We start from the raw sequence: 21628 nt of genomic DNA, 5'->3' as shown, positions 1-21628 counted from the left end.
CTGGATCACAATTTGTAAATTCTTCCCAACGAAAAGAACGGGCTTCTCTACACTCCAGGTAGTATTCACTGGAGGCATGACATCATGGCGAACACCATCACGGCTGATGATATTCGGGAACACTTTTCGCAGGCTATGTCGGCGATGTACCAGCAGGAAGTTCCGCAGTACGGCACCTTGCTGGAACTGGTGGCGGACGTTAACCTGGCGGTTCTGGAAAATAACCCACTTTTACATGAACAACTGGCAAATGCAGACGAACTGGCGCGCCTGAATGTTGAACGTCACGGTGCGATCCGCGTTGGCACCGCGCAGGAGCTTTCCACCCTGCGCCGGATCTTCGCCATTATGGGCATGTACCCGGTCAGCTACTACGATCTCTCCCAGGCGGGCGTGCCCATCCACTCGACGGCGTTTCGTCCGACTGACGATGCGGCGCTCTGCCGTAATCCGTTTCGCATTTTTACCTCGCTGCTGCGCCTGGAGCTGATTGAAAACGTTGCGCTGCGCGAAAGGGCGGCAGAGATCCTCTCCCGGCGCAACATCTTTACGCCGCGCTGCCTGGACCTGATCGACCTGCATGATGCGCAGGGACACTTTACCGAGGCACAGGCACGCGAATTTGTGCATGAAGCCTTAGAAACCTTCCGCTGGCATCGCCATGCGACGGTCGATCAGGAAACCTATCTGGCGCTTAGCAACGAACATCGCCTGATAGCCGACGTGGTCTGTTTCCCGGGGTGCCATATCAACCATCTCACGCCGCGTACGCTGGATATCGACCGGGTACAGGAGCTGATGCCGAAGTACGGCATTGAGCCGAAAATCCTGATTGAAGGCCCGCCGCGCCGCGAGGTGCCGATCCTCCTGCGCCAGACCAGCTTTAAGGCGCTGGAAGAGCCGGTGCTTTTCGCGGGAGAACACAAGGGTACGCATACCGCGCGTTTCGGTGAGATTGAGCAGCGGGGCGTGGCCCTTACGCCGAAAGGACGCGAGCTGTACGACCGTCTGTTAAATCAGGCCGGGACCGGCAAAGACAACCTGACCCATCAGCTTCACCTGCGCGAGATCTTCAGCACCTTCCCGGACAGCGAAATGTTCCTGCGCCGTCAGGGGCTGGCTTATTTCCGCTACCGTCTGACTCCGACAGGTGAGGCGCATCGCCACGCGTTTCGTCCCGGCGACGATCCGCAGCCGCTGATCGAACGCGGCTGGGTTGTGGCGCAGCCGATCACCTATGAGGATTTTCTGCCCGTCAGCGCGGCGGGGATTTTCCAGTCGAATCTTGGCAATGAAACGCAGGCGCGCAGCCACGGCAATGCCAGCCGCAATGCCTTCGAAGCCGCGCTCGGCTGTGCGGTGTACGACGAGTTTACGCTTTACGAGGAGGCGGAAGCGCGCAGCAAACAGCGTTGCGGTTTGCTCTGAAACCGTTACTCTGCAGGGGTGTGATGGAAAAAGAAGGTTGGTATGGAAAATCCCTCCGCCCCTGTGGTTGAAACGCGCCAGGGCGCACTAATTGGTTCTACTGAAGGCGATACCCATGTGTGGTGTGGCATTCCTTATGCGGCACCGCCGGTTGGCCCGTGGCGCTGGCGCTCCCCACGCCCCCCTGCACGCTGGGATGGCGTGCGTCCGGCGACGGCGTTCTCCGCCTCCAGCTGGCAGAGCAGCGAAAGCTGTCAGGAGCTGGGCGGCGGCGATCCTGGCCAGTTCTCTGAAGACTGCCTGTACCTTAACATCTGGTCGCCAGTCGTACGCGCCGATCCGCTTCCGGTGATGGTCTGGCTGCACGGCGGAGGATTTACCCTCGGCGCTGGCGGTCTGCCTCCGTATAACGGCAGGGCGCTGGCGAAGCGCGGCACGGTGGTGGTGACAATTAATTACCGTCTCGGCCACCTCGGCTTTTTTGCCCACCCGGCGCTGGAGGGGGAAGAAGAACGCGTGGTGCATAACTTTGCGCTGCTCGATCAGATCCAGGCCCTGGAATGGGTGCGCGATAACATTGCCGCGTTCGGCGGCGATCCTGAGAACATCACCGTATTTGGCGAGTCGGCCGGTGCGCGCAGCGTGCTGTCGCTGATGGCTTCTCCGCTTGCGGGAGGACTGTTCCATAAAGCCATTGTGCAAAGCGGGTACACGCTGCCCGACACCCCGCGCGAGCAGGCCATGCATAAAGGCGAAGCGATTGCTGCCCATTTTGGCCTGCAAAATGCCACCGCGGAACAGCTTCGCGCGATCCCGCCTGAGGCGTTCTGGCCGCTGACCTCGCCACTGAATATCGCCCCTGCGCCCATCGTGGGTGACTGCGTTTTGCCTGAGGCCATGCTCGATGTCTTTTTCGCTGCCCGTCAGCATTCAGTACCGGTGATGATTGGGTCAAACAGCGACGAAGCCAGCGTGATGTCGGTGTTCGGGGTCGATCTTGCCGGGCAGATCCAGAAGCTCCGTCGCGAGCGGCGCTTTGGCCTGGGGCTGATCAAGCTGCTTTATCCGGGCGTGAAGGGCGATGAGGAACTCGGCAGGCAGGTTTGCCGCGACATGGCCTTTACCACCATGGGATACGTGGTGATGCAGGCGCAGCAGCGGGCAGGCGGCCTGTGCTGGCGATACTGGTTTAATTATGTGGCCGAAGCGGAGCACGCGACGTATACCAACGGCGCCTGGCACGGTAACGAAGTGCCCTACGTGTTCGATACCCTTGGGCAGGTGGAACCCTCGCGGCAGTATGTAAATGAACGCGATCTGGCCTTCGCCGCTCAGGTGGCGGACTACTGGGTGAGCTTCGCCCGGGATGCGGGAGCACGCGATAGCCTGGTGGGGCCCACGCGCTGGCCCGCCTGCCGGAAAGGGCGGGACGTGTTGTTACGCATCGGTGTGAATAAACATGCAGGTTTTCGGCTTGAAAACCGTTTTATGCGTGCCCGTATGAGCCTCTTCAAACGGGTAATGAAACACCACGTCAGCCTCGACTGAGCAGACAGGCACGAAACGCATCCAGCCCGTTCTCCGGGTCGGGTGCGTCGCGTAACACCAGCCGGTAGCTCGCCCCCGTCTTTATGCTCGTATCATAAGGCCGTATCAGCCGTCCGGCGCGCACGTCCTCCTCCACCAGCGTTTCATCCGCAATGGCGATGCCCAGCCCCTGAATGGCGGCGGTAATGGCCAGATCCATGGTTTCAAAGTGTTGATTTTTGAGCATAGCTGGCGCCGGACGCGGCTGTTTCGCCAGCCACAGCGTCCAGTCCGTTTTGTCCCGCGTGGGGTGAAGGAAGGTGAGTGTTTCCAGCGCAGAACCGGCCCGCAGCGGGCTCATCACCGGGGTTAAGGCCTCTTCGAACAGCAGATCGCCGGCGCTCATGTGCGTTCCAAACACAATCGCCGCGTCATAGGATTCGGTTTTGAAATTGACGTTATGATCGGTGGTAGTGGTCAGCGCAATCTGGAGTTCCGGCTGTTCGCGCTCGACCTGTAACAGACGCGGTACCAGCCAGCGCATCGCGCAGGTAGGCGCTTTCAGTCGAATTACGGTCTGGTGCGTCCGCGCCTGTTCAGCAACGTTAAGCAGGTGCTCAAACGCAGATTGCAGTTCCGGCAGCAGGGCGCTTCCCTGTGAAGAAAGACGCAGGCCGCGAGCATGGCGTTCGAACAGCGGGAAGCCGAACCAGCTTTCCAGCGAGGCAATTTTGCGGCTTACCGCCCCCTGCGTCAGACAAAGCTCCTTCGCGGCATGGGTAAGATTCAGGTGACGCGCGGTCACGATAAACGTCTCTACGGCATTAAGCGGAAATGAACGACGCGACATATCTCACCTTAGCTATGCGTTTTTGTCATGGCTATTATGACAACAATTCGATTGTCCCGGCAATCAAGTTATTGTTTGAATAGTTATGCATTCACCACGAGAAGGGACAGAGGATGACTTTGAAAACGCCGGTGCAGACCCGCTCTAAATTGCCCGATGTAGGAACCACCATTTTTACCGTTATCGGCCAGCTTTCAGCCCGGCATAACGCCATCAACCTTTCTCAGGGTGCGCCGAATTTTTCCTGCGACCCAAAACTTATCTCCGGTGTCACTCGCGCCATGGAGTCAGGGCATAACCAGTATGCCTCCATGACCGGGCTGCAACCGCTCAGAGAGCGCATCGCGGACAAAATTGCCACGCTCTATGGCACCCGCTATGACCCGGCGAGTGAGGTACTGGTGACCGCCAGCGCCAGCGAAGGGCTTTACTCAGCCATCAGCGGGCTGGTTCATCCTGGCGATGAGGTGATCTATTTCGAGCCCTCCTTTGACAGCTATGCGCCGATTGTCCGTCTGCAGGGGGCGACGCCGATCGCTATTAAGCTGACGGTACCGGATTTTGCCGTGAACTGGGAGGAAGTACGCGCGGCTATTACCCCACGCACGCGGATGATCATCGTCAATACGCCGCACAACCCGAGCGGACAGGTGTTTTCAGCCGCCGATCTGCACCAGCTGGCAGCGCTGACGCGCCACACCGACATCATCATTTTGTCTGACGAAGTGTACGAGCACGTCGTTTTTGATGGCGAACCGCATCACGGGATGGCAACGCACCCGCAACTGGCGGAGCGCAGCGTGATTATTTCTTCTTTCGGAAAAACCTATCACGTCACCGGCTGGCGCGTGGGTTATTGTGTGGCGCCCGCGGAGCTGATGGATGAAATATGTAAGGTCCATCAATTTTTAATGTTCTCGGCCGATACGCCGATGCAGTACGCGTTTGCCGAACACATGACCGATCCGCAAACCTGGCTGTCGCTGGCGGCGTTTTATCAGCGCAAGCGCGATCTGCTGCAAAGTTTGCTCGCCGACTCACCGTTCAGGCTGCTTCCGAGTGCCGGTTCGTTTTTCCTGCTTGCGGATTACAGCGGCTTTAGCGACGAGCGCGACAGCGAGATGGTGAAAAGGCTGATTGTCGAGTACGGGGTTGCCACCATTCCGCTGTCAGCGTTTTATGCCGATGGCACGGACAATAAACTGATCCGTCTCTCTTTTGCGAAAGATGAGGCGACGTTACGGGCAGGTGCCCAGGCCCTTTGTCGGGTTACACCACGTTAAGGAATTTGAGATGAAATTACGCGCGTTAGTTGTCGGCATAGGACTGCTGTGTTCATTCTCGTCGTTTGCTGCTACCGAGTTGCGATACGGGCTGGAAGCGGAATATCCGCCGTTTGAAAGCCGCAATGCCTCAGGGGAGCTGGAAGGATTTGACGTAGAACTGGGAAATGCCATCTGTAAAGCCGCCGCGCTGAAGTGCAGCTGGGTAGAAACCTCGTTTGATGCGTTGATTCCCGGTCTGGTGGCGAAAAAGTTCGACGCCATAAACTCGGCGATGAACATCACCGAACAGCGTCGTAAGAGCATTGATTTTACCCAGCCCATCTACCGTATTCCCTCCCAGCTGGTGGGCAAAGCCGGTTCTGCGGTAGAGGCCACGCCGGAAGGGCTGAAGGGCAAAACCATCGGCGTTCTTCAGGGTTCAATTCAGGAAACCTACGCCAAAGAGCACTGGGAAAAGCACGGTGTCACCGTGGTGTCTTATAAAGATCAGAATATGGCCTGGGGAGATCTGCTGAATGGCCGCATCGATGCCTCGCTGGTCATGTCAGCGGCCGGGCAGGCAGGTTTCCTCAGCAAGCCGCAGGGCAAAGGGTTTGGCTTTATCGGCAAACCGGTGTCGGACGACACCATCCTCGGCAGTGGGATCGGCTTTGGGCTGCGTAAGGGGGATGAGGCCACCAAAAAGCAGCTTGATGCCGCAATTGATAAAGTACGTGCCGACGGCACGATCGCTAAACTGGCTGATAAGTACTTCCCGGGTATCGATGTCAGCGTAAAATAACCGCCTCGTTGGTCCCGGCTGTTGATGTCCAGCCGGGACATTTTTAAATACACTTCATCCTTCAGGCTGCCTCTGCGTTGGCTACGTCTGTTCACCCCAGTCACTTACTTGAGTAAGCTCCTGGAGATTCTCAGACTTGCCGCCTTGAGCCAGCATGAATGATTTAGTGTATTTACTGTTTTTTACACCACTTTCAGGCCGTTCTGGTCGACAGAAAATATTTCTCGGTTTGTTCAGATAATCATCCGCCAACAATTGGATTCTTAACCGTTTTTGTTTAGGCTGTGCGTTCTTTCTTGCCGTCATTTCGCTGCGCGCGAAACTCATTCACACGACCATAAGGACGTTTTCTCAGGCATGAATCGCAGACGTTTTCTCAAAGGTTCCCTGGCAATGGCTGCCCTGAGCGGCACTTCTGGCCTTGCTTCTCTGTTTTCCCAGGCGGCGTATGCTGCTGACTCCGACATTGCCGACGGTCAGAGCCGTCGCTTTGACTTCTCTGTTCTGCAATCCATGGCGCACGATCTGGCGAAAACCCCGTGGGGTGGTGCGCCGCGTCCGCTGCCGGAAACGCTGGCCACCATGACGCCGCAGGCGTACAACGCCATCCGTTACGATGAGAAACAGTCGCTGTGGAATAACATTGAAGGTCGCCAGCTGGACGCCCAGTTCTTCCATATGGGGATGGGATTCCGCCGCCGCGTGCGCATGTTCTCGCTGGATCAAAGCACCTCTCAGGCGCGTGAGATCCACTTCCGTCCAGAGCTGTTCAGCTACGGCGATACGGGCGTGGATACCAAACAGCTTGAAGGTCAGAGTGACCTCGGCTTCGCCGGATTCCGCGTCTTTAAAGCGCCGGAGCTGGCGCGACGCGATATCGTTTCGTTCCTGGGCGCGAGTTACTTCCGCGCAGTGGATGATACCTACCAGTACGGCCTTTCCGCACGCGGGCTGGCGGTGGATACCTTTACTGACACCCCGGAAGAGTTCCCGGATTTCACCTCCTTCTGGTTTGAAACCGTTAAGCCGGGCGATACCACCTTTACCGTCTATGCGCTGCTGGACAGCCCGAGCATTACCGGTGCCTATAAGTTTGTGATCCACTGTGAGAAGAGCCAGGTGATCATGGACGTCGAAAACCATCTCTATGCGCGCAAAGACATCAAGCAGCTCGGCATCGCGCCGATGACCAGCATGTTCAGCTGCGGCAACAACGAACGCCGCATGTGCGACACCATTCATCCGCAGATCCACGATTCAGACCGCCTGGCAATGTGGCGCGGTAACGGAGAGTGGATCTGCCGACCGCTGAACAACCCGCAAAAGCTGCAATTTAACGCTTATCTGGATAAAAACCCGAAAGGCTTTGGTTTGTTGCAGCTTGACCGTGATTTCTCCCATTACCAGGACGTCATGGGCTGGTATAACAAGCGACCAAGCCTGTGGGTCGAGCCGCGCAACAACTGGGGTAAAGGATCCATCGCCCTGATGGAGATCCCGACAACCGGCGAGACGCTCGATAACGTGGTCTGCTTCTGGCAGCCGGAGAAACCGGTGCAGGCGGGTGATGAACTGGACTTCAAATACCGTCTCTACTGGAGCGCGCAGCCGCCGGTGCGTTCACCGCTGGCAAACGTCTACGCTACCCGTACCGGTATGGGCGGCTTCCCGGAGGGCTGGGCGCCGGGTGAAAATTACCCGAAAGTGTGGGCCCGTCGCTTTGCCATTGACTTCGTCGGGGGCGATTTGAAGGCCGCCGCACCGAAGGGCATTGAGCCGGTGATCACCCTGTCCAGCGGTGAAGCGAAGCAGGTGGAGATCCTCTACGTCGAGCCGTTCGACGGGTATCGCATTCTGTTTGACTGGTACCCAACCTCTGACTCCACCGAGCCGGTCGATATGCGTCTGTTCCTGCGCTGTCAGGGCGACGCCATCAGCGAGACCTGGCTGTACCAGTATTTCCCGCCCGCGCCGGACAAACGTAACTACGTTGACGATCGGATCATGCGTTAGTCCTTATGGGTTTGTGCCGGGTGGCGGCTTCGCCTTACCCGGCCTGATTCGGACGCATTTGTAGGCCGGGTAAGCGTTAGCGCCACCCGGTAATTAAGAGGCACTATGTCTTCAGAAATTATCCCCGTAACCCAGGAAATCGAGCTTCGCGCCGTCGAAGAGCGCTATACCACCGATCTGCATAACCTCGTTGTTAAAAACAAAACCTGGCTGCAAACCGCCTTCGACTGGGCGCAGCATGTCGGCACTGAAGAGGACACGCGCCGTAACGTTCAGAGCAATCAGATGCTGCACCAGCGCGGCTACGCCAAAATGTTCCTGATTTTCATGAAGGACGAGCTGGTGGGCGTGCTTTCTTTTAACGCGATAGAGCCTGCGAATAAGGCCGGGTACATCGGCTACTGGCTTGACAAAGCGCATCAGGGGCAGGGCATTCTCTCTCAGGCGCTACAGGCGTTTATGCGCTATTACGTTGAGCGCGGCGAGATCCGCCGCTTTGTGATCAAATGTCGCGTGGCTAACCATAACAGTAACCGCGTGGCGCAGCGCAACGGTTTTACGCTGGAAGGTTGTTTGCGGGAAGCGGAAATGCTCAACGGCCGCTTCGATGACGTAAACCTGTACGCCAGGTTATTCCCGCTATAGCGCCCCCAGCAGCGGCGTCCGGGTGATCCGCGTGTCACCGTTGATCACTTTGGCTCCCCGGACGTGAATGCTTTCACCCTCCAGCGCCTCGATCGCCGCATCGTCTGTCATCTCCACCTGATGCTCAATCAGGACATCGCCGCTGATACGCGCTCGCCCCTGAATAACGACCTTGTCATCAATCAGGATCGGCCCGCCGCGTAACCACGCCTCGCCACCAATCAATACGTGGTGTTTAATCACGCAGTTACCTTCGACGAGGGCGTTTTCCGCGACCTGTGAACTGTACCGCACGGTCGGGATCGCATCATCCTCTAAACCGGCCAGCAGGCGGGCGTTGCCGTACACTTTGGCGCAGTCGCACACCCAGACGTTATTAAGCGCGTTGCCCTCAAGAATGGCGCGGTCAAACACCTCCGCGCGGTGCTCAACAAAGGCCCAGGTCACCATGGCATCGCCGTAGATTTGCGCCTGATGCACAATACGCGACTGGCTGACCGTGGCTCTGTCGTAAATCTGCAGGATCTGCTCACGGTCGGGTGTCAGCCCTTTGGCTGCAATCACCATGCTGTTATGCAGCACCCGCGCGTCACCCGCGATACGGCATTCCCCGCGTACGGTGGAGTGCTGGATAGTGACGTTGTCACTTATTGCCGCGCCGTGACTCACCTCTGCCGCGTCAAGCCAGCTGTTGCCGCCTACGAGTGCGCGGTGGCTTACGATGCAGGGTTGGGTGAGGCGGGCGTTGCCGGATATCCTGGCCCCGGCAAACACCACGCTGTTTTCATCATAAACCCAGCAATCCCCGTCCTGGGCGAGCGCGTGTTCATCCTCAACCCAACCACCTTTTGTCCCGCTGGTCACATCGTTAAAATCCTTTGCGGCAATTATCTGTCTGAGTAGGGTTGTGCACGGCGTTGATCCGTCCTGCCAGCGCCAGAGACGGGTTTCATTGCTAAGCCTGTATTTTGTCATCGTGTTTTCCCTGAAAAGCCATTCACTAAACGTAGCAAACTTTTGGCGTTTCGAAGTGCTGGCGTCTGCACGGTAAACCCCTTAAAATGGCATTTAAAATACATTTTAAAGTTTAAAAAAAATGCATAACCAAGACCAACGCGTTCTTAACTTGCCCGCCGGTTATTTCGGTATGGTTCTGGGTACCATAGGTATGGGGTTCGCCTGGCGTTATGCCGGTACTATCTGGCCGGTGACGCGCTGGCCGGGCGAGATCCTGGTGGCGCTGGCGGTGGCGATCTGGTTCCTGCTGAGCGTGGCGTTTCTTACCCGTGCGGTACGGTTTCCACATAGCGTGCTGGCCGAGATGCGGCATCCGGTAATGAGCAGTTTTGTCAGCCTGTTTCCAGCCACAACGCTACTGGTGGCCATTGGCTTTGTGCCGTGGTGCCGACCGGTGTCGCTGGTGCTGTTTAGCGTAGGCGTGGTGATCCAGCTTGCGTATGCCGCCTGGCAAAGCGCCGGGCTGTGGCGCGGTAAGCATCCGGAAGAGGCCACGACGCCGGGACTGTATCTGCCGACGGTAGCGAACAATTTTATCAGCGCCATGGCCTGCGGTGCGCTGGGTTTCCACGATGCGGGGCTGGTGTTCCTTGGTGCCGGGGTCTTTTCCTGGCTGAGCCTCGAGCCGGTCATTCTGCAACGCCTGCGCAGCGCGGGCGAACTGCCCGCGGCGCTTCGTACTTCGCTCGGGATCCAGCTTGCGCCTGCCCTGGTGGCCTGTAGCGCCTGGTTTAGCGTCAACGGCGGCGAAGCGGACACCTTCGCCAAAATGCTTTTCGGCTATGGTCTGTTGCAACTCCTGTTTATGCTGCGTCTGATGCCGTGGTATCTGTCGCAGCCGTTCAACGTGTCGTTCTGGAGCTTCTCGTTCGGGGTGTCGGCGCTGGCGACCACCGGTTTACATCTGGGGCAGAGCAGTCCGTCAGGGTTCTTTCATGCCCTCGCGGTTCCCCTGTTTATTTTCACCAACATCATCATCGCGATGCTGCTGGTCCGTACTTTTATCTTGCTGATGCAGGGCAAACTTCTGGTGCGCGCTGATAAGGCACTGCTAATGCAATCTGAGGAAAAATAATGACTGTCGATGAAAACTACTTTACTGAGAAATATGGGCTGACCCGCACGCACTCAGAGGTCCTGCTCAGCGCGGACATTGTTAAGCCGGGAAAAACGCTCGATCTCGGTTGCGGAAATGGCCGTAACAGCCTCTACCTCGCTGCAAACGGCTATGACGTGACGGCGTGGGATAAAAACCCGATGAGCATCGATAACATCGAGCGCATTAAGGCGGCGGAAGGGATCGCGAATCTGCAAACGGCGATAAAGGATCTGAACAACCTGACCTTTGACGGCGAATACGACTTTATTCTTTCCACCGTCGTGTTGATGTTTCTCGAAGCAAAAACCATCCCTGGTCTTATCGCCAATATGCAGCGTTGCACTAAACCAGGCGGCTATAACCTGATCGTTGCTGCCATGGATACGGAGGATTATCCGTGCACAGTCGGCTTCCCGTTTGCCTTCAAAACCGGTGAACTGAGCCACTACTACGAAGGCTGGGAGCTGATCAAGTACAACGAAGAGGTGGGGGAACTCCACCGTACCGATGCCAACGGGAACCGAATCAAGCTGCGCTTCGCCACCATGCTCGCACGCAAGCCCGCTTAACGCGCGGCCAGCAGACAGAGTTGCAGGGCCGTGCGACAGGAGGCCTCGAACGACGACAGCGGTAAAAACTCAAACTTCGAGTGGAAGTTATGGGCGCCGGTGAAGAAGTTCGGGGTGAGCAAGCCTTTGGCTGACAGGGCCGCCCCGTCCGTGCCACCGCGCATGGGGATCGGTTTTGGGGTGATACCGAGCGATTCCATCGCCTCGAACATCAGGTCGATCGCGCGGCGGTCTTCGCCAATCGCATTGCTAATATTGCTGTAGGTATCTTCAATGCGATACTCCACGTTTGCCGTGGGATGCTGCGCAGCAATCCGCGCTGCCACATCGGCAATTTGCTGCTTGCGGGCGGCAAAACCCTCTTTGTCAAAATCACGAATGTTGGCTTTCAGCACCGCTTCGTTTTGCCCGGCCTGGATGCCGTTAAACCAGATATAACCTTCGCGCCCCTCGGTGCATTCCGGGGTTTGCTGGCGATCGAAATGGCTGATGAAATCCGTTGCCATCAGCAGCGGGTTGACCAGCACCCCTTTGGCGGACATCGGGTGCGCCGTGACGCCGGTAAAGCGAATTTCAGCCGCCGCCGCGTTAAAGTTCTCGTAAACAATTTCCCCCAGCTCGCAGCAGTCGATGGTCCAGGCAAAATCGACGTCGAAGCGCTTCAAATCCAGCGCTTTCGCGCCACAGAGACCAATCTCTTCATCGGGCACAAACGCCACCACAATATCGCCATGCTTATGTTCAGCGGTGAGGTTTTCCAGCACCGTCATGACCACGGTGACGGCCGCTTTATTATCTGCGCCTAATACGCTGGTTCCGTCGCTGAAAATAATCTCCTCATCAGGATAAGCCAGAATTTCCGGGTGCTCATTTACGCGCAACCAAATATCTTTTTCTTTATTCAGGCAGAGATCATCTCCCGTAAAGGTTAATATTTGTGGATGAATATCCGGGGATAAACCGACGTCAACGGTATCGATATGGGTAATAAAACCAATCCGCGGCGCGCCGGGAATATTGCCTTTTTTCACGGCGGTAACGGTGGCGAACTCATCAATCACAATATCGTCTAACCCCAGCGTTTCCAGCTCCTTCGCCAGCTCCCGCGCCATGTCGTGCTGGCCCGGGGTGGAGGGCAGGGTTTTGACTTTCGGGTCGCTCTGGCTGGTGATGGCGAGATAGCGGAAAAAGCGTTGGGTTAATTGTCTGGAGAGTTCTGAGCCCATAGTGTTTCCTTCTGTATTTATTTTTCATGTGTTTGCACCATCACTTTAATGTTATTTATGAAATGGCAAAAGAAGTAATTAGCCGTCGAATTAAAAAGACAGGAATAAATGATGAAAAGCACATTCACAATGATAACGCTGGCGCTTGCTGCGCTGACGGTCAGTTCCACCGTCGCGGCAAAAACGCTGGTGTATTGCTCCGAAGGATCGCCGGAAAATTTCAATCCTCAGCTCTATACGTCGGGGACCAGCGTGGACGCCAGCGCCGTACCGGTTTATAACCGTCTGGTCGATTTCAAACCGGGCACTACCGAACTGGTGCCGAGCCTGGCGGAAAGCTGGGAGGTGAGCGAGGATGGTAAGGTCTACACCTTCCACCTGCGCAAAGGGGTGAAATTCCACAGTAATAAACTGTTCACGCCGACGCGCGACTTCAACGCGGATGACGTGATTTTCTCGTTTATGCGCCAGAAGGATGTGAATCATCCCTACCATAACGTCTCCAACGGCAGTTATTCCAACTTCGAAAGTCTGGAGTTCGGCAGCCTGATTACCGCCATTGATAAGGTTGACGATCGCACCGTGCGCTTCACCCTGGCGCACCCGGAAGCGCCGTTTGTTGCCGATCTGGCGTGGTATTTTGCCTCCATCCTGTCGGCGGAGTATGCCGATGCCATGCTGAAAGCGGGCACGCCTGAAAAGGTTGATATGCAGCCAATTGGCACCGGGCCGTTTAAACTGGCGCAATATCAGAAGGATTCCCGTATCCTCTTTACCGCCTTCCCGGACTACTGGCAGGGAAAATCGAAGCTGGATCGTCTGGTGTTCACCATCACGCCGGACGCCTCGGTGCGTTTTGCCAAAGTCGAGAAGAATGAGTGCCAGGTGATGCCGTTCCCAAACCCGGCGGATCTGCCGCGTATGAAGGCTAACAAAGACATCAACCTGATGAGCAAGGACGGTCTGAATACCGGTTTCCTGGCATTTAACACGCAAAAGCCGCCGCTGGATAACGTAAAAGTGCGCCAGGCGCTGGCGATGGCGATTAACAAACCGGCCATCATTGAGGCGGTCTTCCACGGCACCGGCACGGCGGCGAAAAACCTGCTGCCGCCTGGCGTCTGGAGTGCCGACAGCGAGCTGAAAGACTACGATTACGATCCAGAAAAAGCGAAAACGCTGTTAAAGGAGGCGGGATTTGCCAACGGCGTAAGCATCGATCTGTGGGCTATGCCCGTGCAGCGGCCGTATAACCCGAACGCGAAGCGTATGGCTGAAATGATCCAGGCGGACTGGGCGAAAGTAGGCGTGCAGACCAAAATCGTGACCTACGAATGGGGCGAATACCTGAAGCGCGTGAAGGGCGGGGAGCATCAGGCTGCGCTGATGGGCTGGACAACGGCGACGGGCGATCCGGATAACTTCTTCGGACCACTGTTTACCTGTACGTCCGCCAACGGCGGGTCGAACTCGGCCAAATGGTGCTATAAGCCGTTTGATAACCTGATTGCCGAAGCAAAATCGATAACCGATCGCGAAAAACGCGTGGCGCTGTACAAGCAGGCGCAGCAGATGATGCACGATCAAATGCCGGCGGTTATGATTGCCCACTCGACCATTTTTGAGCCAGTCAGAAAAGAGGTCACGGGCTATGAAATCGATCCCTTCGGCAAACATCTGTTCTGGCAGGTAGATATAAAACAGTAATATTTTTCTGCCCGGATCCCGTCCGGGCACTATTTTTACAATTTGTGCCTTCCCCGTCATTTTTTGCCACAACATTTCCCTCTGTTTTTTGTTATAACTTCAAGTGCATACTTGCAGATAACTCGGAACTCCATCATGCGTACTTCCACTTTTTTTAAAGTTGCAGTGCTTTCTGGCCTGTTGGCCCTTTCTGGCTGTGCGTCAAAAGTCGCAGCCCCCGATCAATATTCAGGCTTTTTAAAAGATTACTCTGACTTGCAGGAGATGACATCAGCAACCGGGAAACCAACCTTGCGTTGGGTCGATCCTTCCTATGATCCGGCGAACTACGACAGTATTATCTGGACCCCGATAACCTATTATCCGACACCAAAGCCAACCACACAGCTTGGGCAAAAAACGCTTGATGAATTGTTGAGTTACACCAATAACACATTAAAAAACGCGATTGGCCAGCGTAAGCCAATTGTGACGACGCCGGGCAAACATAGCCTGATCTTCCGCGGCGCCATCACGGGTGTGAGCTCAGAGAAAGAAGGTTTGCAGTTCTATGAAGTGGTGCCCGTCGCGCTGCTGGTTGCGGGTACGCAGATGGCAACCGGCCATCGCACCATGGATACGCATCTTTTCTTTGAAGGTGAGCTGATTGATGCGGCCACGAACAAACCGGTAGTTAAAGTTGTTCGTAAAGGTGAAGGTAAAGAGCTTGCCAACGAGAACACGCCGTTGGGATTCGCCACACTGAAACAGGTTGTGGATGATATGGCGACCGATGCCACCATGTTTGATGTCCATCAGACAGCAAAATAATAAAAAACGGCCTGCATTTACGCAGGCCGTTATTTTATGCCGTCAGCAGGCGGCGGAACCAGGTTTCCGGTTTCGTAAACATCACCATATTTCCCCCCAATATCAACAGCAGGCCGACGATCCCGTTGATATGCCACACGTAACCCTCGTACACCGTTGAAATCGACAGCGCCACCAGCGGGAACAGCAGGGTGCTGTACGCGGCCTTACCGGGACCAATGCGGCCTACCAGCGTAAAGTAGGCGCCGAAGGCAATCACCGAGCCAAACAGAGCAAGATAGAGCAGCGCCCCCATATAGCTCACCGTCCATTCCGGCATAAAGCTTTCGCCCCTGAATAGAGCGATAAGGCCCATCACGACGGTGCCATACAGCATCGCCCAGGCGTTGGTGGTCATGGTTTCCAGCCCGTTTCGCTGATGACGCATGCTGATCATATTCCCCAGCGAGAAGCCGTAGGTGCCGAGGGCGGAAAGCCCGATGCCCGTAAGCAATGACGCGCTCCAGCCGCTGGCGAGCAGATCGTTCCAGAACAGGGTAATGATCCCGATAAGCCCCAGCGCTGCCGCCGTCCAGAAGCGCGCGGGTGGACGCTGGCCGAAGAAGATAAAGCTGTTGATGGCGTTATACAGCACGGCCATCGAGAAAATCACCGACTCAAGGCCGGTATTGATATGGGCGGCGGCGGTATAAAAGCACCAGAAGTTGAAACAGAAAACGCAGCAACCCTGAAGCATGCAATAGAGATGATCCCGCAGCGCCAGCCTGCGCAGGCGACGAAGGGCGACCAGTACGATCATCATCGTGGCGCTGGCCACGGCGAAGCGCCAGAAAATGGAGACCGGCGCTGCAACCGGCCCCTGTTGTAAAAAAATGGCGATCCAGGTCGTGCCCCAGATAACAACAACCAGCCCATAGAGTAATGCGTTCATGGTGTCTCTCTTCTCATACCGCGAAAAACAACAGTGTGGCGAAAGAAGGGGGCCCCGGCTTTCATCGCCTTGCGCCGGACTTGCAAATTCTTGCGCTTTTTTCTCGCACAATGGCTGGTAACAGGCTGCAACACTTCTTAGACTGACAGTCTGATTAATCACCTGTTTACGGCCATGTCTCTCGTTTACGACACCTTTGAAACGTTACGCCAAAAAAATGCAGTACTGCGGGAAACCGTCGCGCTCAATACTGGCATTCAACTGGCGGCGTGGTACAACAAGCACGACACGATCACCGTGAAAAGCAACCATCACACCCTTAGCCTGTACGTGGCGGATGGCTATGAAAGCTATCAAAAAACGCCGGGTGGCTGGAAAAATGGCGGCGGGCCGGACCGTTTTTGTCTGATGCCGGAAGAGAGCGAATCCACATGGGATATTCGTGATGACCTGTCGTTCGTGCACCTCTACTGCACCGATGAACACCTGCGGGACGTGGGGGAGAAAATCTGGGATAAACGACCGCTATCGCTGACGCTGGAGGAAAAAATCTTCGGCAGCGATCCGAAAATCACCGCCCTTTATCGCCAGTTTTTGCTCGGCTGCGACTGGCAGCAAAACGCCAATCAGCTCACCCTGAGCACTGCGTCGACCTTATTACTGACGCATTTGGTCCAGCACTATTCCAGCGTCCAGTGGAAGTTACCGGTGGTCACCGGCGGGCTATCGCCGTTTGTGCTGCGCAACGTGCTGGCCTTTATCGAGGAAAATCTGGCGCAACCTTTAACGCTTGCGGAACTGGCGGGCCAGGCCGCACTCAGTGAGTATCACTTTGCGCGGATGTTCCGCCAGTCGATGGGGCTGGCGCCGCATCAGTACGTCATGCAGCGCCGCATGGAGAAGGCCAAAGCGCTGATTCAGCACACGACCACGCCGCTCACCGACATCGCGCTGGCCTGCGGATTTAACTCCGCCAGCCATTTCAGTAACCGTTTTCGCAGCATGACCGGCATCACGCCGTCACAGCTACGCGCGGCGAAGGCGTGAGAAGACAGCGTAACAGATCCCACCCAGCACCAGCCCCCAGAAAGCGGAGCCAATTCCCAGGAGCGTGACGCCGCTGGCGGTCATCAGGAAGGTGACGATCGCCGCGTCGCGCTCTGCTTCATGATTCAGTGCCTGATACAAACTCCCGCTGATAGTGCCGAGCAGGGCCAGCCCGGCCAGCGTCTGGATGCCGCTCAGCGGCAGGGCGGCCATCAGCCCCGAAATCGACCCGCCGAACACCCCCGCCAGCAGATAAAACCCGCCTGCGGCCGCCGCTGCCAGCCAGCGTTTACTGGCATCCGGGTGGGCGTCCGGACTCTGGCAGATGGCGGCGGTGATGGCGGCGATACAGATGGAATAGACGCCGAAGGGGGACAACAGAAGCGCCAGCCCGCCGGTGGCAACGATCAGCGGTGAGACCGCCAGCGGATAGCCCGATGCCTGCATGGTGGCGAAGCCGGGCGCATTCTGCGATGCCATGGTCACCAGGAAGAAGGGTAAGCCGACGCTGATCAGGCTGGTGAAGGTGAACGCAGGGGCAATGAATTCCGGCATGATCACCGATAACGTCATTTTATTCGTGACAACGTCACCTCCAGCCCAGGCCACGAACACCCCCACCAGCAGCGTGGCGACAATGGCGTACCGGGGCGCTACGGCTTTAGCCACCAGCCAGGCGACCAGCATACTGCCACAAAGAAGCACGTGTCCCTCAAGATTGCTGAATGCCTTCAGGCCAAACTGTAACAGCACGCCTGCCAGCATAGCGGCGGCAAGCGAGTGCGGGATCAGTTTCATCAACCGGGCAAACAGGCCAGTGACGCCGCACAGCAGAATCAGCGCATTCGCAAATATAAATACCCCTATGGTTTCCGCCAGCGTCACGCCTTGCAGGCTGGTGCAGAGCAGCGCCGCGCCAGGAGTCGACCAGGCGGTCAGCACCGGGGCTTTATACCACCACGACAATGCAAGCGTGCTGATCCCCATCCCGAGCCCCAGCGCGGTCATCCATCCGGCGATTTGCTGTGTACTGGCGCCCGCCGCCGCAGCCGCCTGCCAGATAATGGCGGCAGAGCTGGCGTAGCCCACCAGAACGGCAACAAAACCAGCCAGCACGGCAGGAAAGAGAGAGGCAGTCGATCGCATGTGAACTCCGTTGTGCGTTATAACGTCCGGGATAAGGTATCACTGTGCGCTATAGCGTACAAGTGGTATGCTTTGCTGCAACGGGAGGAACTATGGATATCACTCAACACCTGGCAACCACACTGAAAGCGCTGCGTCAGGCGCGGGGCTGGAGCCTGTCGAAACTGGCGGAAGAGACGGGCGTGTCGAAAGCGATGCTTGGGCAAATCGAACGCAATGAGTCCAGCCCGACGGTCTCAACCTTGTGGAAAATTGCCACCGGGCTGAACGTACCTTTTTCGGCGTTTATCACTCCAGAGAGCGAACCGCAGGCGGTGTTCGATCCGCAGCAGCAGGCGATGGTGGTGAAACCGCTTTTCCCCTGGGATGAACAGCTTAAGTTCGACCATTTCTCCATCACCCTGTCGCCCGGCGCGCTGAGTGAGTCCACGCCGCACGAAGCCGGGGTGATTGAACACGTGGTGGTGATAAGCGGTGAGCTGGATATGCATATCGACGGTGTCTGGCGCACTCTATACGCTGATTCAGGCGTGCGTTTTGCCGGCGATAAACCGCACGCGTACCGCAACAGCAGCACCCGGACGGTGCATTTTCACTCTCTGATCCATTATCCCCGCTAAAGCGTCGCAAAACGGTTTCACTGGCACAGACTTCTGACTACAATAGCCGCCATTTTGACCATAACGGATAACGACGAAGTATGCGCCTGCACCCCCATCATCTTGAACTGCTAAGCCCGGCCCGCGACGCCGCCATTGCCCGTGAAGCCATTCTTCACGGTGCGGATGCCGTCTACATTGGCGGCCCAGGCTTCGGTGCCCGTCATAACGCCAGCAATAGCCTGCGCGACATTGCCGAACTGGTACCGTTCGCCCACCGTTTCGGGGCGAAGGTGTTCGTGACCCTGAACACCATTCTTCATGATGATGAGCTGGAGCCCGCGCAGCGTCTTATTACCGATCTCTACCAGACCGGCGTTGACGCTCTGATCGTTCAGGATATGGGTGTTCTGGAACTGGATATCCCGCCAATTGAGCTGCACGCCAGCACCCAGTGCGATATCCGCACCGTTGAGAAGGCGAAGTTTCTTTCAGACGTCGGGTTTACGCAGATTGTTCTGGCGCGTGAGCTGAACCTGAACCAGATCCGCGATATCCACCAGGCCACCGACGCGACCATTGAATTCTTTATCCACGGTGCGCTTTGCGTGGCCTATTCCGGGCAGTGTAATATCTCTCACGCCCAGACGGGGCGCAGCGCTAACCGCGGCGACTGCTCTCAGGCCTGCCGTCTGCCATATACCCTGAAAGACGATCAGGGCCGCGTGGTGGCATTCGAAAAACACCTGCTGTCGATGAAAGATAACGATCAGACGGCAAACCTCGGCGCGCTGATCGATGCCGGCGTACGCTCCTTCAAAATTGAAGGCCGCTACAAGGACATGAGCTACGTGAAAAATATCACCGCCCATTATCGTCAGATGCTGGATGCCATCATAGACGATCGCGGTGACCTGGCGCGCGCGTCCGCCGGTCGTACAGAGCATTTCTTTATTCCATCGACGGACAAAACGTTCCACCGCGGCAGTACGGATTATTTCGTTAATGCGCGCAAAGGGGATATTGGCGCGTTCGATTCACCGAAGTTTATTGGTCTGCCGGTGGGTGAAGTGCTGAAAGTGGCGAAGGATCATCTTGACGTTCAGGTTACAGAGCCGCTGGCGAACGGCGATGGTCTCAACGTGATGATCAAACGTGAAGTGGTTGGTTTTCGCGCCAATACGGTGGAGAAAACCGGCGAAAATCGTTATCGCGTCTGGCCGAACGAAATGCCTGCCGACCTTTACAAAGCCCGCCCGAATGCGGCGCTGAACCGTAACCTGGATCACAACTGGCAGCAGGCCTTGCTCAAGACCTCCAGCGAGCGTCGCATTGCGGTGGATATCGCGCTGGGTGGCTGGGAAGAGCAGCTGATCCTGACCATGACCTGCGAAGACGGCATCAGCGTGACGCATACGCTCGACGGCCTGTTCGAGGTGGCGAACAATGCGGAGAAAGCGCTTAGCAACCTCAAGGATGGCGTAGCGAAGCTCGGGCAGACCATTTATTATGCGCGCAATATTGAGGTGAATCTGCCGGATGCGCTGTTCGTGCCGAACAGCCTGCTGAACCAGTTCCGCCGTGAAACGGCAGAGATGCTGGATGAAGCACGCCTGGCAAACTATCCGCGCGGCAGTCGTAAGGCCGAAGCGGTGCCTGCGCCGGTCTACCCGGACACGCATCTCTCTTTCCTTGCGAACGTTTACAACCACAAAGCGCGTGCGTTTTACCATCGTCACGGCGTGCAGCTGATTGACGCCGCGTATGAAGCGCATGAAGAGAAGGGCGATGTGCCGGTGATGATCACCAAACACTGCCTGCGGTTTGCCTTTAACCTTTGTCCGAAACAGGCGAAAGGGAATATTAAAAGCTGGAAAGCGACGCCGATGCAGCTGGTGAATGGCGATGAAGTACTGACGCTGAAGTTTGACTGCCGTCCGTGTGAAATGCACGTTATCGGCAAGATGAAGAATCACATCTTCAAAATGCCGTCTCCGGGCAGCATTGTGGCCTCCGTCAGCCCTGACGATTTGATGAAGACCCTGCCGAAGCGTAAAGGCAGCTAACCCGCAGAGTGGGTATCCGGTTTGCGCGATTTCTGCCAGGCATGGTGCTCGCGCAACCCCTCCGCAGACTCCTCTGCCGCGCTACGTAACTCGTCGCTGTCAGCTTCATGACGAAGCTGATGGTCGGCGTTTTTCACATACACAAATTCATGCCCTTTGTGCTCCGCCATAATCTGCCCCGAGAACAGTGCACTAATCAGCAGCAGTAGCGAAAAGCCTTTTCTGAACATCTTTTACCCCCGAAAATACGCTACGGTCATCGTAGGGATAATTTCATAGAGTAATTATTCGACTCTTTAAATTTGAGAAAATAGACTGTCAAAAATTGTGGTCGCCATAAAACTCACTTAAGACTATTCTTAAAAGCAATATCGCCGTTGTAAACTCCCATTTCTGGTATGCAAAGAGAAGCTAGATTTATCGGGAAATCATTTACAATAAGATTTTTCTGGCTAAGGATTGGATCGAATAAATGAAAAAAATAATCGTGCTATCACTTCTGGGCGTAGTGGTTGCGGTGGGTGCTGCGGCCAGCATCTATTCAAATGAAGAACCAGAATATATTCAGTCAGCAAAAAGCCGTGTCGGATCGTATTTAACCAGCGATTACGGACGTGTCGAATGTAATAGCACCCAGGTAAGTGAAGATCGCTGGGAGCTGGGCTGTACCAATAAGGCGAGGGGCAAAACCTTCCAGTTCGCTGTTTACCCATCCGAGCAGGCGCCGTATGGGGTCTCTCGTGCGTTTTATCTCGAAGCGATTAATGATGATGCCCGCCAGAGTGCAGAGCAGGGGCTGATGCGTTATCTGCAAATTAATACTAAAGCGGGTTAATCGATTCGTTTATGCTTCGTTGAGGCTCACAGTGGTAGATTGCAGG

The 21628-nt window shown here is 56.2% G+C and carries 21 protein-coding genes; 14 read left to right on the top strand and 7 right to left on the bottom strand.

Features of this window, described 5'->3' with window-relative positions; translation table 11 throughout:
* Nucleotides 1-84 precede the first annotated feature (84 nt).
* Both hglS and ACOTZP_RS02055 read left to right on the top strand, forming a co-directional pair.
* On the top strand, nucleotides 85-1428 hold the full coding sequence (hglS, locus tag ACOTZP_RS02060; RefSeq protein ID WP_180256797.1) for a 2-oxoadipate dioxygenase/decarboxylase HglS: 1344 nt from the start codon (nucleotides 85-87) through the stop codon (nucleotides 1426-1428).
* Between the two features lie 42 nt (nucleotides 1429-1470).
* Nucleotides 1471-2976 carry a carboxylesterase/lipase family protein gene (locus tag ACOTZP_RS02055; RefSeq protein ID WP_421633596.1) on the top strand — a complete coding sequence of 502 codons (1506 nt, stop codon included), beginning with the start codon at nucleotides 1471-1473 and terminating at the stop codon, nucleotides 2974-2976.
* Here the strand turns inward: ACOTZP_RS02055 and ACOTZP_RS02050 are convergent.
* Nucleotides 2963-3805 (bottom strand): LysR family transcriptional regulator, encoded by an 843-nt coding sequence (locus ACOTZP_RS02050; RefSeq protein WP_023306170.1) that lies wholly within the window; start codon nucleotides 3803-3805, stop codon nucleotides 2963-2965. The genes ACOTZP_RS02055 and ACOTZP_RS02050 overlap by 14 nt on opposite strands.
* 113 nt (nucleotides 3806-3918) lie before the next feature.
* On the opposite strand from ACOTZP_RS02050, the gene ACOTZP_RS02045 reads away from it, so the two are divergent.
* Both ACOTZP_RS02045 and ACOTZP_RS02040 read left to right on the top strand, forming a co-directional pair.
* Complete coding sequence (locus ACOTZP_RS02045) at nucleotides 3919-5088, top strand: pyridoxal phosphate-dependent aminotransferase (protein WP_421633595.1); 1170 nt, start codon at nucleotides 3919-3921, stop codon at nucleotides 5086-5088.
* A gap of 10 nt (nucleotides 5089-5098) precedes the next feature.
* Nucleotides 5099-5872: an ABC transporter substrate-binding protein gene (locus ACOTZP_RS02040; RefSeq protein ID WP_038416033.1), complete on the top strand. Its 774-nt coding sequence runs from the start codon at nucleotides 5099-5101 to the stop codon at nucleotides 5870-5872.
* Nucleotides 5873-5953: 81 nt separating this feature from the next.
* Here ACOTZP_RS02040 and ACOTZP_RS02035 read toward each other — a convergent pair whose 3' ends face one another.
* The gene (locus ACOTZP_RS02035) at nucleotides 5954-6199 is read right to left on the bottom strand and encodes a hypothetical protein (protein WP_271074755.1); all 246 of its coding nucleotides are present in this window, start codon (nucleotides 6197-6199) and stop codon (nucleotides 5954-5956) included.
* Between the two features lie 30 nt (nucleotides 6200-6229).
* On the opposite strand from ACOTZP_RS02035, the gene ACOTZP_RS02030 reads away from it, so the two are divergent.
* Together ACOTZP_RS02030 and rimL are read left to right on the top strand one after the other, a co-directional pair.
* Complete coding sequence (locus tag ACOTZP_RS02030; protein WP_032622222.1) at nucleotides 6230-7885, top strand: glucan biosynthesis protein D; 1656 nt, start codon at nucleotides 6230-6232, stop codon at nucleotides 7883-7885.
* A 105-nt stretch (nucleotides 7886-7990) separates the two neighbouring features.
* On the top strand, nucleotides 7991-8530 hold the full coding sequence (gene rimL, locus ACOTZP_RS02025) for a 50S ribosomal protein L7/L12-serine acetyltransferase (protein ID WP_063152179.1): 540 nt from the start codon (nucleotides 7991-7993) through the stop codon (nucleotides 8528-8530).
* On the opposite strand, the gene ydcK is transcribed toward rimL, so the two are convergent.
* Nucleotides 8525-9505 carry a YdcK family protein gene (ydcK, locus tag ACOTZP_RS02020; RefSeq protein ID WP_063849030.1) on the bottom strand — a complete coding sequence of 327 codons (981 nt, stop codon included), beginning with the start codon at nucleotides 9503-9505 and terminating at the stop codon, nucleotides 8525-8527. The two genes, rimL and ydcK, sit on opposite strands and share 6 nt — an antisense overlap.
* 121 nt (nucleotides 9506-9626) lie before the next feature.
* Between ydcK and tehA the strand changes: the two genes are divergently transcribed.
* Together tehA and tehB are read left to right on the top strand one after the other, a co-directional pair.
* Entirely contained in the window at nucleotides 9627-10622 is a 996-nt protein-coding gene (tehA, locus tag ACOTZP_RS02015; RefSeq protein ID WP_058646658.1) for a dicarboxylate transporter/tellurite-resistance protein TehA, read from the top strand.
* Nucleotides 10622-11215 carry a tellurite resistance methyltransferase TehB gene (gene tehB, locus ACOTZP_RS02010; RefSeq protein WP_023300079.1) on the top strand — a complete coding sequence of 198 codons (594 nt, stop codon included), beginning with the start codon at nucleotides 10622-10624 and terminating at the stop codon, nucleotides 11213-11215. Before tehA ends, tehB begins: the two co-directional genes overlap by 1 nt.
* On the opposite strand, the gene pepT is transcribed toward tehB, so the two are convergent.
* Nucleotides 11212-12441, bottom strand: coding sequence for a peptidase T (pepT, locus tag ACOTZP_RS02005; protein ID WP_023306176.1), 1230 nt, complete (start codon nucleotides 12439-12441; stop codon nucleotides 11212-11214). The two genes, tehB and pepT, sit on opposite strands and share 4 nt — an antisense overlap.
* Nucleotides 12442-12552: 111 nt before the next feature.
* Here pepT and ACOTZP_RS02000 point away from each other — a divergent pair, with 111 nt between their 5' ends.
* Together ACOTZP_RS02000 and ACOTZP_RS01995 are read left to right on the top strand one after the other, a co-directional pair.
* The gene (locus ACOTZP_RS02000) at nucleotides 12553-14148 is read left to right on the top strand and encodes an ABC transporter substrate-binding protein (protein ID WP_063841471.1); all 1596 of its coding nucleotides are present in this window, start codon (nucleotides 12553-12555) and stop codon (nucleotides 14146-14148) included.
* Between the two features lie 135 nt (nucleotides 14149-14283).
* Complete coding sequence (locus ACOTZP_RS01995; RefSeq protein WP_022648086.1) at nucleotides 14284-14958, top strand: DUF3313 domain-containing protein; 675 nt, start codon at nucleotides 14284-14286, stop codon at nucleotides 14956-14958.
* A gap of 34 nt (nucleotides 14959-14992) precedes the next feature.
* On the opposite strand, the gene ACOTZP_RS01990 is transcribed toward ACOTZP_RS01995, so the two are convergent.
* Entirely contained in the window at nucleotides 14993-15889 is an 897-nt protein-coding gene (locus tag ACOTZP_RS01990; protein ID WP_022648087.1) for a DMT family transporter, read from the bottom strand.
* A 174-nt stretch (nucleotides 15890-16063) separates the two neighbouring features.
* Here ACOTZP_RS01990 and ACOTZP_RS01985 point away from each other — a divergent pair, with 174 nt between their 5' ends.
* On the top strand, nucleotides 16064-16936 hold the full coding sequence (locus tag ACOTZP_RS01985) for a helix-turn-helix domain-containing protein (protein WP_022648088.1): 873 nt from the start codon (nucleotides 16064-16066) through the stop codon (nucleotides 16934-16936).
* Here the strand turns inward: ACOTZP_RS01985 and ACOTZP_RS01980 are convergent.
* Nucleotides 16916-18082: a benzoate/H(+) symporter BenE family transporter gene (locus ACOTZP_RS01980; protein ID WP_271074754.1), complete on the bottom strand. Its 1167-nt coding sequence runs from the start codon at nucleotides 18080-18082 to the stop codon at nucleotides 16916-16918. The two genes, ACOTZP_RS01985 and ACOTZP_RS01980, sit on opposite strands and share 21 nt — an antisense overlap.
* 92 nt (nucleotides 18083-18174) lie before the next feature.
* Here ACOTZP_RS01980 and ACOTZP_RS01975 point away from each other — a divergent pair, with 92 nt between their 5' ends.
* Both ACOTZP_RS01975 and ACOTZP_RS01970 read left to right on the top strand, forming a co-directional pair.
* Nucleotides 18175-18702, top strand: a complete 528-nt coding sequence (locus ACOTZP_RS01975) for a helix-turn-helix domain-containing protein (protein ID WP_032624275.1) — start codon at nucleotides 18175-18177, stop codon at nucleotides 18700-18702.
* Nucleotides 18703-18782: 80 nt separating this feature from the next.
* Nucleotides 18783-20747: a peptidase U32 family protein gene (locus ACOTZP_RS01970; protein WP_058646654.1), complete on the top strand. Its 1965-nt coding sequence runs from the start codon at nucleotides 18783-18785 to the stop codon at nucleotides 20745-20747.
* On the opposite strand, the gene ACOTZP_RS01965 is transcribed toward ACOTZP_RS01970, so the two are convergent.
* A complete protein-coding gene (locus ACOTZP_RS01965) occupies nucleotides 20744-20977 on the bottom strand; it encodes a DUF2554 family protein (protein WP_023300086.1) in 234 nt (77 codons plus the stop codon). The two genes, ACOTZP_RS01970 and ACOTZP_RS01965, sit on opposite strands and share 4 nt — an antisense overlap.
* A 242-nt stretch (nucleotides 20978-21219) precedes the next feature.
* On the opposite strand from ACOTZP_RS01965, the gene ACOTZP_RS01960 reads away from it, so the two are divergent.
* Nucleotides 21220-21582 carry a hypothetical protein gene (locus tag ACOTZP_RS01960; protein WP_015570547.1) on the top strand — a complete coding sequence of 121 codons (363 nt, stop codon included), beginning with the start codon at nucleotides 21220-21222 and terminating at the stop codon, nucleotides 21580-21582.
* Nucleotides 21583-21628 lie beyond the last annotated feature (46 nt).

It is taken from the genome of Enterobacter cloacae complex sp. SYL001 (assembly GCF_049237025.1).
In the GTDB taxonomy this organism is placed as follows: domain Bacteria; phylum Pseudomonadota; class Gammaproteobacteria; order Enterobacterales; family Enterobacteriaceae; genus Enterobacter; species Enterobacter intestinihominis.
This window is presented reverse-complemented; position numbering and strand designations above follow the sequence as displayed.